Raw genomic sequence first — 13,342 nt, forward strand, 5'->3', positions numbered from 1 at the left:
ATGATTTTTACTCTTTCTCGTTTAACCAGATCGCGTAGCCTTAAACCCTGTTCTTCCCATGACCTTTTCATTGGAATTTGGGTTAGGTTTTTGATGATTTAACGAAAGGCCTTATGGTTAGATTTTAGATGATTTGATTCGAATAGTTGCAATTCCATAATTATTTTGCTATAATATTCAAGTTATGAAAGAGGGAATCCACCCGAAATACTTCAAGACTAAAGCGAGCTGCGCTTGCGGCGCCGAATACGAAATAGGCTCAACAAAAGAGAATATCCGCGTCGACATCTGCTCTGCCTGCCACCCACTTTTCACGGGAAAGCAGAAGCTCCTTGATACTGAAGGCCGCGTCCAGAAGTTCACCAAGAAATATGCCGGCGTCAAAGTCGTTAAAAAAGCTCCGCAAAAAAAACGCGTTGCAAAAGCAAGGTCCAAAGCCGCCGCAAAAAAATCCACAGCGAAAAAGTAACATCCCCCAATGTTTATCGACAAACTTTCTAAAATAGAAGAAAGATACGAAGAGATATTATCCGCTTTATCAAAAAAAGAAATAATAGGGAGCCAAAAGCTCTTCCAGCAATTAGGGAAAGAATTATCGGAGATCGACCCGATCGTTAAAGCCTATCGCAAATATAAAGACATTGATAAACATATCGAAGAGACAAAGACCATGCTCCCGGATCCCGAAATGTCCGAACTAGCAAACACCGAGCTTCGAAACCTTGAAGAAAAAAAACAAAAGCTAAAAGAAGCTCTCGAGTTTTTACTTGTCCCAACCGACCCTCTAGACGAAAAGAACATCATCGTTGAGATCCGGGGCGGGACAGGAGGAGATGAAGCCGCGCTTTTTGCGGGAGATCTTCTTCGGATGTACCTGCGGTACGCCGAAAAAAAGGGCTGGAAAACAGAAGTGATCGATTCAAACCCGACCGGCCTTGGCGGATACAAGGAAGCTATTTTCTCGGTCATTGGCCGCGGAGCATACAGCAAATTCAAATATGAAAGCGGAACGCATAGGGTACAGCGGGTGCCGAAAACAGAAACCAGCGGACGCATCCATACATCGGCCGCGACCGTTGCAGTGCTTCCAGAGGTTGAAGATTTTGAGATACAACTTGATGAAAAAGACCTTAAGTTCGAAGCGTTCAGGGCTGGCGGCGCCGGCGGACAGAACGTCAACAAAGTATCTTCCGCCGTTCGAATCACACATATCCCAACAAATACGGTCGTTGAATGCAGAGAAGAGAGATCTCAATTACAGAACCGTGTTAAAGCAATGAAACTGCTTCGTTCGCGCCTATATGAAGTCGAATTGGAAAAACAACGCAAAGACCGCGAAGCAACAAGAAAAATAATGGTTGGAACCGGTGACCGATCGGAAAAGATAAGAACTTATAATTTCCCTCAAGGCCGCATAACTGACCATCGCATCGGATTTACCGTGTACCAGCTTGATAATGTCTTGGACGGAAACCTCGATGAATTTGTCGACGCGCTCCAAACCGCCGACCGCATAGCAAAACTTCAGGCAAAATGAACGATCTAACACAAAACGAAGAAGAGATAATTATTTGCGAGGCTCTGGGTATCGATAAGGCCGAGCTTATTTCGCATCCTGAACTTTTAAAGAAAGACGATCCAAGATATAAAGAATTTAAAAATCGCATCGATAAAAACGAACCCCTAGCCTATATCACAGGAATACAGCCTTTTTACGGGTTCAATTTCTTTGTCGATAAGTCTGTATTGATCCCTCGCCCTGAAACGGAACTATTAGTCGAAATATGCCTCGATACGTTAATGCCGGGACACAATAAAAACCAATCGATTTTGGATATCGGGACGGGATCGGGAGCGATCGCTGTCTGCCTGGCAAAATATCTGGAGAACGCAGCCATAACCGCGATCGATATTTCAAAGGAATCTCTTGCAATATCTAAGAAAAACTCCGACCACCACAATGTTTCCCATAGGATCAAACACGCGCATAGCGATCTTTTTGAGTCTATCAAACCCAAAAGATTTGACGCGATAATTTCAAATCCTCCATATATTCCGTCCGGAGATATTGAGGAGCTTGAGCCTAATGTCCGCGATCATGAGCCTAGACTTGCTTTGGATGGCGGCATTGACGGGCTAAACATAATAAGGGATATTATCAAAGGATCAAAAGATTATTTAAAGCCTAATGGTTATCTTTTTTTGGAACTCGGTTGTGGACAATCCGAACAAGTGAAAAAACTATTGGAAGACGCGGGTTACAAGAATATCCGGATAATTAAAGATTACGCGGGGATAGATAGGATTGCAAAAGCTCAAAATCAATAAATCATCCGTTAAAAAAGCGAAAGAAATAATTCAAGCCGGCGGGGTCATAATATTTCCGACGGAAACCGTATACGGAATCGGAACTTCGATAAAGTCCAAAAAAGGCATAAAACGCATATTTGAAATAAAAAATAGACCAAAAGATAAACAACTTCAGGTATTAATTTCAGATCTAAAACAATTAAAAGATTTAGCAGTTAGTATTCCAGCATATGCAAAAGACCTAATGGCCGAATATTGGCCAGGACCTCTTACCCTCGTTTTAAAGAAGAAAGGAGGAGGCACGATCGGCGTTCGAATGCCATACCATGTTGAATTACTTAAAATATTACAGGATTGCGGGCCTATGTTTGCTACATCCGCGAATGTTTCCGGTTGCCCTGCCCCGACTTCGGCATCGGAAGTTAAAATAGAAGCAGACCTATTATTGGACGGCGGCAAGTGCAAATTTAAATTGGCTTCAACTGTAATTGATGCGACGTCAAAACCCCCAACAGTTCTCCGACATGGAAAAATTAAAATTAAAAATTAAATTTCAAAAGTGAAATTCCATCAATTATTTATCGAGAATCGCCACTAAGAAAATGAAGGGCGGTTTTTAGCTAGAAATCCTTGTAATATTCTTCAGGGGTGATGTCAGGAAACCATTCGGCAGGCAGATTTTCAAACTTTTTAGCTGTGATCATGAATCTATGGCAGCCATGGCATTCAAATTTAGGGTAAGAGGACAGATCATCTTCTTTGAACTTGTGGTTTTTGTGCAGGTCTTCTATTGGCAGTTGTTCTTCAAATTTGCAATTGTCACAAATGTATATAGCGCACTTTTTCATTTCACCCATGACGCAATTTTAGCTTGAGTCCAATCCTTTGACAACCAGTTGATAGTTTTTGACCTCATAAAGCATTGTTTCCGGATCAAGAAAATGGATAGCTCTGACAAAAATCATTTTCCCTCCGCAACTTGGACATTTTAAGGGGTCATCATTCCAATTAAGCTTTTTTAATGTGGACCATGTAAAAACCTTGGCATCTTTAATTTCTTTTTTAAAATGCTCCATAGCCTTCTGATACAATCTTTTCTTCTGGACAGGAGCAAATAAGCCTGAATAATACACAAAATGATCATAGCGGTTTGGAATATGGATGATCAAACTTTCCATAAACTCAAAAACAGGGACAGCATAAGCCTGCCATGAAGATAATGTGGCTTTCGTTTTCCACTGCAGCTTAACATATTCACTTTTCTTGTAGCCAACAATCAATCTTTGTGAAAAAGGAGCCCTCTTGACATAACGGCCAATATAACTGATTGATATGCTGTCTTCCACGGGCTCGCATCTTATGTAAACATGCCAGTCTTTGTGATATAAATTGTTGAGCAATGCGTAGAATTCCTGTTTGTTTCCCCAATACCAAAGCGTCCCTTCCCGATATGCTTTGCGCAAAAGATTCAAGAATTTACTCTTCCATGCCCCTTTTAAATATGCTTCTGGAATATACGAGACATCTTCCCATTTAAGCGTGCTTTTGTTGATCCCTCCCTGTGTCCTCAAAACGTGGAAATGAGGATGAAATTTCCTATCAGAACCAAAAGTATGCAGAACCCCTAACTCGCCCCCAATAATATCCGACCTCCGATTAAACTGCTGGATGCTTCTTGATATGGCTCTGTCAATTGAGATTGGCTTTGTACCCACAGGAAGGACAAAATCTGCTTTTGCAGGTATTAGCGACAAACCTCGCATGTCCGCAATCTTCGCACGCGTATGTCTGTATGCCCATCTTCAATGTCCTGCAGTTAATGAGTTTCCATACATTTTTTCTCACCGCAGGACGTTTCGCTTCTCTTGACCCGCTTTCCCTTACAAAACTGTCCCACTCATTCCTGAATATTTCCTTGAGAGTTATCGCCATATTTATCTATCGACAAAAAAATAGTTTATGTTCAAGTGAAATTTTCTTTTTAAGATGAGGATAATAAATCGGGAGGGCATAGGATCCGCCGAAGGCGGGCGCGAGTGGGAACCGACACGTTCAGTGTCGGGGGCCCCACGAGCATATGTTCATATTATGACAATAGAAATCAAAGCTTCGGGTGCAGTTACTCCCGTTTCAAGTGGAGGAAGCCTTCCTCCAAGAATATTGAGGCTTAATTTAGCACATATAAACGCATTAAGAGGAACAAGGCCTGCAATTTTAGCTCAAGATAGGCCGCAGGAAATAAGAAAGATCGCTATTGTTGATGATGAAGCAATGATCGCGTGGCTTCTTACCAGAAGCCTTAGAAGAAATCTCTTATCTCTTGGAGCAAATATTCAGGAAGCTTTGTTCACGGGAGAGATCCCAATGGTTGAAGATGGAAATACGCTTATATTATCAACTAACATTTCAGAATTATCCGACATTGAAAGACGTGCCGAGATATTAAAAGTTCCCGAGGTATTAGTGGCTCAAAATGTTGATATATTATTCACGGATTTTAATATGCCGGGGCTTACCGGAGAACAAATTGTTAGAGCTATTAGAGAACAAGGATCTAGGGGCATAATTGTTGGCTTAACAGGCCAGCCGCATGAAAACACCGAACCATTTTATGCCGCGGGAGCAGACCTGGTACTTGAAAAACCATTTAACATTAAAGATATCCTCAATTTATTTAATTAATGCCTAAAGTGCCTGCGTCCGGTAAATACCATAGCTATCCCATTCTCATTGGCGGCATCAATTGATTCTTGGTCGCGCATGCTGCCGCCCGGCTGAATAATTGCGGTGATCCCTATTTTGGCGGCAAGGTCTACATTGTCCTTGAACGGAAAGAAAGCATCAGACGCCATAACAGCGCCTTTGTCTCGTCCATTCGCTTTTTTATGGGCGATCTCTGTAGCATCGATCCTGCTCATTTGACCAGCGCCAATTCCCACAGTCGCGCCATCTTTTACAAAAACGATCGTATTTGATTTAACGTGCTTTGCAACACCCCATGCAAAGAAAAGATCTTCCATTTGCCCGATCGTCGGCTCTTTCTTTGTCGCGGTCTTTATTTCGTTTATTCCAAGTTGTGCCAGATCCATATCTTGGATAAGAACACCGCCAGTGACTCTCTTATAATCAAGGGCCCCATATCGCGCACCCATCAATGGGCATTCCATAATGCGCAGATTTTTTTTCTCGCGGAGCTTCTCTAATGCATCGGAGTCGAAACTTGGAGCAATGATAGCTTCCGCAAAAAGAGTCCCCAGGGCATTGACAAAAGCCATATCGACTTCCCTATTGCAGGCGATAATACTGCCGAAAGCCGAAACCGTATCGCATTCATATGCTTTCTTATAAGCTTCCGCTGCAGTTTTTCCTTTTGCGACCCCGCATGGATTGTTATGTTTGATGATCGCGACCGCGCAATCGGCGAAATAATTGACAAGCGTCCATGCCGAATCAAGATCGACAATATTATTGAATGAAAGTTCTTTGCCGTGAAGTTGTTTAGCGTTAACAATTGCGCCTTTAAAATTACCCGATGGTTCCTTGTAGAAAGCGGCTTTTTGGTGCGGGTTCTCTCCATACCGCAAGTCCTGCATCTTTTCAAGGTTAATGACAAAGCTTTCCTGGAACTCTTCTCCTCCAACAAACTTCTCGCCAAGATATTTACAAATAGCGATATCATATAGTCTTGTGTGATTGAAAGCCTTTAATGCCAGATTCTGTCTTGTCCCTAAAGTTGTTTTCCCTTCATTTGCCTTTAATTCTTTTAGGATATGGGGATAATCTTTTGGATCAACGACAACCGCAACATCTTTGAAGTTCTTGGCCGCAGCGCGGACCATGCTTGGACCGCCAATATCTATATTTTCGATCGCATCAGACAATGTGCTTTTTGGCTTTGCGATCGTCGCTTCAAATGGATATAAATTACAGGCGACTACATCAATAGGCCTGATCCCGTATTTTTTCATGTCGGCTAAGTGTTCGGGAATCGATCTGTTGGCCAATATGCCGCCATGGACCAATGGATGCAAAGTCTTAACGCGGCCAGAAAGCATTGCGGGATATTTTGTGAAACTTGAAACTTCTGTAACTTTTATACCGGCTTTCTTAAGAAATTTTGCTGTGCCACCAGATGAAACGATCTCATAGCCGTTCTTGATTAGCCCTTTTGCAAATACAACAAGCCCTTTCTTGTCCCATACACTTAATAAAGCTAAAGGTTTCCCCTGTTTCTGTGCTCTGTGTTCTGTGTTCTGCTTTCTATTTTTCTTTTTCATGATACTTTCCTTTCTTTTTTTTCGTCGAAACCTGCGAGTAAACCCTGCCTGCCGGCAGGCACGGCTCGCGGTTTCTCTTTTTTCCTTAACCGCGGCGTTCAGCCGCAGGTTCTATATGTACCTTTCGGCCCTCAATTTTTAATCTCCCCTCAGCATACAATTTTATCGCTTGAGGATAAATTTTGTGTTCTAGTGAGAGTATTCTAGCAGATAATGTTTCTTCAGTATCGTTATCTAATACTGGGACAGCTGCCTGCAGAATAATAGGTCCTGTGTCGCATCCTGAATCGACAAAATGGACAGTAGCGCCCGATACTTTTACTCCATGGTCGAATGCTTGTTTTTGGCCATGAAGTCCGGGAAATGACGGCAATAGAGCCGGATGGATATTAATCATTTTGCCCTGATAATTCGAAAGAAGGGCCTCGCCTACTATTTTCATATAGCCTGCAAGACAAACAAGATCGACATTGTGTTTCTTTAATACTTTTACAACCTCGAGTTCATAGGTATTTTTTTCGGCGAAATCTTTAGGATTTATGAACACAGCTTCGATGCCGGCTTTTTTTGCGCGCTCGAGCGCATAGGCTGATTTTTTATCGGAGATCACAACTTTGACGGAGGCGACTTTTGAATCAATTATCGCTTGAAGATTGGAACCATTGCCAGATACCAATACACCGAGATTCATCACAATATTTCAACCTTATCCTTTCCATTCTTTATCCGGCCTATGACAAATACTTTCTCGCCGGATTTTGAAAGGATGATCGATGCTTTTTTCGCGTCTTTTTTGGCGACAACCACTATCATCCCGATCCCCATATTAAAAGCCTTAAGCATTTCGTTGTCCGATACATCTCCTAGTTTTTGTAATACTTTAAATATAGGATTCGGCTTCCAAGAGCTTCGTTCAATTTGCGCACTTAGACCTTTTGGAACAACCCGTGCGACATTTTCGGGAAGTCCGCCGCCCGTAATATGGGCAATAGCTCTTACTTTTACTTTATCCAGCAGTTTCAATAATGATCTTGCGTAAATTCTTGTTGGGGTCAACAATTCTTCACCAATTGATCTGGAAAGCCCTTCGACTTTTGAATTGACTTTCAGTTTTGCGATATTAAATACTATATTTCGAGCAAGAGTAAAACCGTTGCTGTGAAGGCCCGATGACCCAAGACCTAAAATAACGTCGCCTTCTTTAACTTTGGATCCATCGATCAGATTTTTCTTATCGACAACGCCGACCGCAAACCCTGCCAGATCATATTCCCCTGCTTTATACATATCGGAAAGCTCGGCAGTTTCCCCGCCTATCAATGCACAACCGGCTTGCTTACACCCTTCTGCAATCCCTAAAAGAACTTCGCCTAAGATCTTCGGATCAACTTTGTGGCATCCAATATAATCTAAAAAGAAGAGGGGTTTTGCCCCGCATGTGACAACATCATCGGCATTCATAGCAACAAGGTCGATCCCAACTGTGTCATGCCGTCCCATATCGAATGCGAGTTTGAGTTTAGTCCCTACGCCATCGGTTCCTGAAACCAATACTTGATTTTTGTTTATCTGGAAACATCCGCCAAAAAGACCGATGTCTCCAATGACGCCTGGTATCCTCGTTAGTCGAGCGGCTTTCTTTGCGCGGTTCATTACCTCGTATCCGGATTCGATATTTACTCCAGAATTTTTATAGGTTGGTGAGGTCATTTAAAGAACAATCCTAGATTTTCCATTTTTTCCGGTATCTCGACCGGATAATCCCCGCACAAACATGCCATGCACAGGTTCTTTTGCGGAAGATTTACGGCTTTTGCCAAGCTATCGATGCTCAAATATCCTAAAGAATCCACATCTAAATATTTTCTAATTCCCTCTATCGAAAGATTAGCGGCGATCAATTCCGATTTGCTCGGAGTATCGATGCCGTAAAAACAGGAGCTCGTTATCGGAGGCGACGAAACCCTAAAGTGGACTTCACGCGCTCCGGCTTCCCTTAATATTTTAACAATTTGCCTCGAGGTTGTCCCTCGGACAATGGAATCGTCAATGACGACGAATTTTTTATTGCGTACGGCTTCCCTCAATGGATTAAGCTTGATCTTAACTCCCATCTCACGGATCTCTTGGCTTGGCTGGATGAAAGTACGCCCAATATACCTATTCTTAATAAGCGAATCGCCGAACGGTATCCTGCTCTCGATCGCAAATCCAATCGCCGCGGGAATGCCAGAATCCGGTATGCCGCTTATAAACTCGGTATATGGCGCGGGATTTTCTTTTGCCAAGTATTTGCCCATGCTGACGCGCGCGTCGTAAACGCTTCGCCCCATTATCATGGAATCGGGCCTCGCGAAATATATAAACTCGAATATGCACAATGCTGCTTTTTTATGGTGCGAATAAGTTTTCGACTGCATGCCGTCTTTATCGAATATGACTATCTCGCCATTTGATACCTCTCTTACAAAAGTTGCACCTACGATATCAAGCGCGCAGGTTTCGGATGAAAGGACATACGCGTTATCGAGTTTTCCTACACAAAGTGGGCGAATTCCATTTGGATCTTTAACACCGATCAATTTGTCTTTTGTCATAATGACCAAAGAGAACGCGCCGTGGACCCTCTTTAAAGTTGAGACCAATGCGGCATCAAAATTATTTTCATCGGAGGTTGCGATGAGCGCGGCAATGACTTCGGTGTCGGATGTGCCTACGAATTTGAATCCTTTTTCTTCGAGGCCGGCTTTAAGATCGGCGGTATTTAATAAATTCCCGTTATGGCTTACAGCGATCTGCCCGAACTTCGTATCAAGGACAAAAGGCTGGGCATTAGCTATGGTACTGCCACCTGTCGTTGAATACCTGACATGTCCGCAAGCGATATGGCCAGTTAACTTTTTTAGGATATCTTCATTGAAAACGACATTAACAAGGCCCATGCCTTTATAATGATCTATCTTTTCACCATCGGAGACCGCGATCCCAGCGGATTCTTGCCCACGGTGCTGCAATGCAAAAAGCCCATAATAGGTCATTTTCCCTAGGTGATCGCCGTTATACGAATATATACCGAATACGCCGCAAGCTTCCTCTGGTTTATCACAGCGTATCACACAAGTATCGCAGCTAGACAATTTATTCCTCCAATAACTTAACCGCGGCGTTCAGCCGCAGGTGTAATAATATTTCTTAAATATTCTGGAACTTTAGCAACTTCAACAAGCGTTGTTTCGCCGGTTTTCCTAAGTTTTATTTCGATCTTGCCTTCTTTTAGGGATTTGCCGACAATAACTTTGATCGGGAACCCTATTAGATCGGCATCTTTGAGCTTTGGCCCTATTCTTCCTGGCCTATCGTCAAGAACAACTTCGTCGCTTAACCCTGCCCCTTGACCCTGCCTGTCGGTAGGCATGGCCTTGACCCTTTCATAAAGTTCTTCCGCAACTTTCATCTGCTCTACATCCTCGATTATCGCAGGAATTATCACAACTAAATAAGGAGCAAGAGCCATTGGCCAAACGATCCCGTCTTTGTCATTTTTCTGTTCTATAGCCGCAGCGACAATCCTTGAGACCCCTATTCCATAGCATCCCATAATAAGCGGCTGTTCCTTGTTGTCCACATCAAGAAAGATAGCGTTCATACTTGACGAATATTTTGTCCCAAGTTTGAAAATATGCCCGACTTCGATTCCCCTTGCGTCCCCTACTTGCTCCTCTCCAGATTCCGCCAGCACCATAAACTCCTGGGAAAATGAACCGCCCATAACTCCGGAATCGGCATCAATAAATTTATATACGAGCCCCATCCTGTCAAATATTCTGCAATAAACAGCATGCATATTATTATATTCTTTATCAAGGGACTCTTCGGAATCATGGAATGAATAGGAATCTTTCATCATAAATTCGCGGCCGCGCATGAGGCCGAATCGAGGTCTTATTTCGTCGCGGAATTTTGTCTGTATTTGATATAAATTTATTGGGAGCTGTTTGTACGATTTGATATTATTGCGCGCAAGATCGGTTATTATCTCTTCGTGTGTTGGGCCCAAGCAGAAGTCGCGTTCATGGCGGTCTTTTACGCGGAAAAGCTCTTTGCCGTATATTCCCCAGCGTCCCGTTTCCTGCCAATATTCGGCCGGAAGAAGGGTTGGCATAAAAACTTCCTGGGCTCCCGACTTGTTCATTTCTTCGCGGACAATGTTTATTACTTTGTGGAGGGTCTTGAGACCTAGGGGAAGAAAAGTATACACTCCGGCTGCGACTTTCCTTATCATCCCCGCTCGAAGCATCAGCTTATGGGATACAACTTCCGCCTCGCCCGGGTCCTCGCGCAGCGTTGGCGCAAGAAGCCTGGACATCTTCATAACCTAATTATACCACAATTTTGCGGAACTCACAAATCTTGAGGAAGAGCAAGTTTATAGAGCGTAAAAGCGCCAATCTGTTGGACTTTATTCGCTCATCCTGGTGCATAACAAGCGCTTTTTCGAAGAACTTTTCGACCGGATCGGCAAGCCTTAAAAGCTCTTGTACCGCCCCCTTATAATCGCCTTTGTTTATCTTTTCTTCAACTTCCCAATTGACCTTTAAGTAGAGATCGAACAAGTCCTTTTCAACTTGGTACTCAAGATCATGCTCATGGACTTGATCACGTGTTGCCGAGGCCGATATCCTATAAACTCGATCCTGCGTCTTGATAAGTTTTACGAACCATTCCTGCGATCTTAATTCCTGTAGAACTTTCGCGATATCGCCTACAAAAAGAATATCGTTAATATTTGCGAATGATGCGTCAATAATGTCATATGCGATCCCCTCATCAAGCAATATCGCTTTAAATCTTCCGGCTATGAATTCCACCAATTGCTTATAAACTTTTTCAAAATCGGCTGCTTTAAGGATATCGCCGTAAAGTAAAGATGCGCGGCTTAAAACCTCATCCAACTGAAGTTCCAATTTGTTAACGACAATGATCTTTATAATGCCGTTAACGGCTCTGCGCAATCCATAGGGATCGGCGGAGCCTGTCGGGATCTTCCCAAGCCCAAAACATCCGGTCAAAGTATCGAATTTGTCGGCTAAAGAAACGATAGTCCCTGCTGTTGTCTTTGGAAGCATATCTCCCGCGAATCTTGGAAGATAATGTTCAAAAATGCCGTCTGCAACCGCGCGGTCTTCTCCCGACAATAACGAATATTCCCTGCCCATAACTCCTTGAAGTTCCGGAAATTCGAAAACCATTTGAGTCAATAGGTCGGCTTTCAAAAGATTCGCTGTTTTTTCGATTACAGCCAGCCCCTTTTCATCGACTCTCAAAAGCTTTGCGATATATTCGGATAATTTTTTTAATCTTTCGGTCTTTTGGGCCATATCACCGAGGCCTTCAAAGAATTGAACTCTCTTAAGATCTGAAACCCTTGAACTTAATTTTATTTTACTGTCTTCGTCAAAAAAGAACTTGGCGTCCGATAGCCTTGCTTTTATTACGCGCTCGTTGCCGCTACGGATATTTTTGGACCTGCAATTATCGCAGATCACGACGAACTGGTTCGTGATCTTCGATTTATAATCGAGTACGGGAAAATACTTCTGGTTCTTCTTCATGCTGGTAATAAGCACTTCTTTTGGAAGCGCCAAGAACTCCGGCTTGAACGAGCATAATATCGCGCTTGGATTTTCAACAAGGAAAGTTACTTCATTCAAGAGATCTTCTTCTATAAATGCGGACGGTGCTGTTTTCTTGACAGCGTTACGGATCATCTCTTTTCTCTTGTCTTGATCCACAACAACACCCTTCCTTAGGAGAATTTTAAAATATTTTTCCTTGTTGGGATCTGGGATCCGGGATTTGGGATCTTTTGAATATCTGTGGCCAAAAGTTATATTTGAAGATTTAATTCCAGCAAGCTCAAACTTAATGACCTTTGTTCCATAAAGAGCAAGTATCCAATGAATAGGCCTTATGAATTTATAATCTTGATCCCCCCATCGCATTAATATCGGCATATACAATGAATTGATGATATCCGGAAACAATGAGGCCAATAGCTTATCGGTTAGCTGTCCTTTTTTCAGGACTTGCGCGTGAACAAAATTTCTTCCGTTCTCGGTTTTAACCGTTATCTTTTTGAGGTCAAGGTTGTTCTTTTTTGCAAAACCTATGACGGCTTGCGTCGGGCGGCCTTCTTTATCAAAAGCGATCTCCGCAGGCGGCCCCTTTAGCTCTTCTTGCAGGTCTTCCTGTTTTGGAGCTAGCCCTTCAATTACAAGAACAAGCCTCCGAGGAGTCCCGAATGTCTCGATCTTTTCATATTTTAACCTTGATGAGATAAGTTTTTCGGTGGCTTTTTTTAGAAGGTCGGCTATCATGTCCGGCATAAAGCGTGCTGGGATCTCCTCGCAACCGATCTCTAAAATAGCCGATGATATCTTTTTCATTTCCTCACCCTCTGTTTCCCTCTCCCAAATAGATCTTCGCGCACAGTCTTGCCAGTTTTCTGATCTTTAAGATATATCCCATGCGTTCTGTAACGGAAATGGCGCCGCGAGCGTCTAGGATATTAAAAGTATGAGAACATTTTAATACATAGTCATATGCCGGAAGTACTAGGCCTTGCCGAAGCATTTCGGAAGCTTCTTTTTCATAGAGGCCAAACATTATTTCCAATGCTTCGATATTTGCGGCCTCGAAATTATATCTTGAGTGTTCTTTTTCCTGCCTTAAATAAATATCACCGTATTTAACTG

At 42.8% G+C, this 13,342-nt stretch carries 15 protein-coding genes; 5 read left to right on the forward strand and 10 right to left on the reverse strand.

The window, feature by feature from the left end:
• The first annotated feature begins 184 nt into the window (after nucleotides 1-184).
• From rpmE to HZC34_08585, 4 genes are read left to right on the forward strand one after another with little or no spacing between them, the layout of a single operon-like run.
• On the forward strand, nucleotides 185-469 hold the full coding sequence (gene rpmE, locus HZC34_08570; GenBank protein MBI5701875.1) for a 50S ribosomal protein L31: 285 nt from the start codon (nucleotides 185-187) through the stop codon (nucleotides 467-469).
• 9 nt (nucleotides 470-478) lie between these two features.
• Nucleotides 479-1,537, forward strand: coding sequence for a peptide chain release factor 1 (gene prfA / locus HZC34_08575; protein MBI5701876.1), 1,059 nt, complete (start codon nucleotides 479-481; stop codon nucleotides 1,535-1,537).
• Entirely contained in the window at nucleotides 1,534-2,328 is a 795-nt protein-coding gene (gene prmC / locus HZC34_08580; protein ID MBI5701877.1) for a peptide chain release factor N(5)-glutamine methyltransferase, read from the forward strand. Before prfA ends, prmC begins: the two co-directional genes overlap by 4 nt.
• Nucleotides 2,306-2,860 carry a threonylcarbamoyl-AMP synthase gene (locus HZC34_08585; protein ID MBI5701878.1) on the forward strand — a complete coding sequence of 185 codons (555 nt, stop codon included), beginning with the start codon at nucleotides 2,306-2,308 and terminating at the stop codon, nucleotides 2,858-2,860. Before prmC ends, HZC34_08585 begins: the two co-directional genes overlap by 23 nt.
• A 70-nt stretch (nucleotides 2,861-2,930) precedes the next feature.
• Here HZC34_08585 and HZC34_08590 read toward each other — a convergent pair whose 3' ends face one another.
• Genes HZC34_08590 through HZC34_08600 form a run of 3 tightly spaced genes read right to left on the reverse strand, consistent with a single transcriptional unit; the run spans nucleotide 2,931 to nucleotide 4,242 of the window.
• On the reverse strand, nucleotides 2,931-3,167 hold the full coding sequence (locus HZC34_08590; protein ID MBI5701879.1) for a hypothetical protein: 237 nt from the start codon (nucleotides 3,165-3,167) through the stop codon (nucleotides 2,931-2,933).
• A 9-nt stretch (nucleotides 3,168-3,176) separates the two neighbouring features.
• On the reverse strand, nucleotides 3,177-4,025 hold the full coding sequence (locus HZC34_08595; protein MBI5701880.1) for a transposase: 849 nt from the start codon (nucleotides 4,023-4,025) through the stop codon (nucleotides 3,177-3,179).
• On the reverse strand, nucleotides 4,000-4,242 hold the full coding sequence (locus tag HZC34_08600; protein MBI5701881.1) for a transposase zinc-binding domain-containing protein: 243 nt from the start codon (nucleotides 4,240-4,242) through the stop codon (nucleotides 4,000-4,002). The genes HZC34_08595 and HZC34_08600 overlap by 26 nt, the downstream gene beginning before the upstream one ends.
• 156 nt (nucleotides 4,243-4,398) lie before the next feature.
• Here HZC34_08600 and HZC34_08605 point away from each other — a divergent pair, with 156 nt between their 5' ends.
• The gene (locus HZC34_08605; protein MBI5701882.1) at nucleotides 4,399-4,992 is read left to right on the forward strand and encodes a response regulator; all 594 of its coding nucleotides are present in this window, start codon (nucleotides 4,399-4,401) and stop codon (nucleotides 4,990-4,992) included.
• On the opposite strand, the gene purH is transcribed toward HZC34_08605, so the two are convergent.
• From purH to HZC34_08640, 7 genes are all read right to left on the reverse strand, one after another.
• The gene (gene purH, locus HZC34_08610; protein ID MBI5701883.1) at nucleotides 4,989-6,587 is read right to left on the reverse strand and encodes a bifunctional phosphoribosylaminoimidazolecarboxamide formyltransferase/IMP cyclohydrolase; all 1,599 of its coding nucleotides are present in this window, start codon (nucleotides 6,585-6,587) and stop codon (nucleotides 4,989-4,991) included. The two genes, HZC34_08605 and purH, sit on opposite strands and share 4 nt — an antisense overlap.
• Nucleotides 6,588-6,672: 85 nt before the next feature.
• Entirely contained in the window at nucleotides 6,673-7,278 is a 606-nt protein-coding gene (locus tag HZC34_08615; GenBank protein ID MBI5701884.1) for a phosphoribosylglycinamide formyltransferase, read from the reverse strand.
• Nucleotides 7,278-8,297, reverse strand: coding sequence for a phosphoribosylformylglycinamidine cyclo-ligase (locus tag HZC34_08620; GenBank protein MBI5701885.1), 1,020 nt, complete (start codon nucleotides 8,295-8,297; stop codon nucleotides 7,278-7,280). The genes HZC34_08615 and HZC34_08620 overlap by 1 nt, the downstream gene beginning before the upstream one ends.
• Nucleotides 8,294-9,700, reverse strand: coding sequence for an amidophosphoribosyltransferase (locus tag HZC34_08625; GenBank protein MBI5701886.1), 1,407 nt, complete (start codon nucleotides 9,698-9,700; stop codon nucleotides 8,294-8,296). Before HZC34_08625 ends, HZC34_08620 begins: the two co-directional genes overlap by 4 nt.
• Before the next feature lie 41 nt (nucleotides 9,701-9,741).
• A complete protein-coding gene (proS, locus tag HZC34_08630) occupies nucleotides 9,742-10,959 on the reverse strand; it encodes a proline--tRNA ligase (GenBank protein MBI5701887.1) in 1,218 nt (405 codons plus the stop codon).
• Between the two features lie 7 nt (nucleotides 10,960-10,966).
• Nucleotides 10,967-13,033: a glycine--tRNA ligase subunit beta gene (locus HZC34_08635; GenBank protein MBI5701888.1), complete on the reverse strand. Its 2,067-nt coding sequence runs from the start codon at nucleotides 13,031-13,033 to the stop codon at nucleotides 10,967-10,969.
• Nucleotides 13,034-13,037: 4 nt separating this feature from the next.
• Nucleotides 13,038-13,342 (reverse strand): glycine--tRNA ligase subunit alpha (locus tag HZC34_08640; protein MBI5701889.1); only part of this gene is annotated, 305 nt, incomplete at its 5' end.

Source organism: Candidatus Saganbacteria bacterium (assembly GCA_016223245.1).
Taxonomy (GTDB): Bacteria; Margulisbacteria; WOR-1; order XYC2-FULL-46-14; family XYC2-FULL-37-10; genus JACRPL01.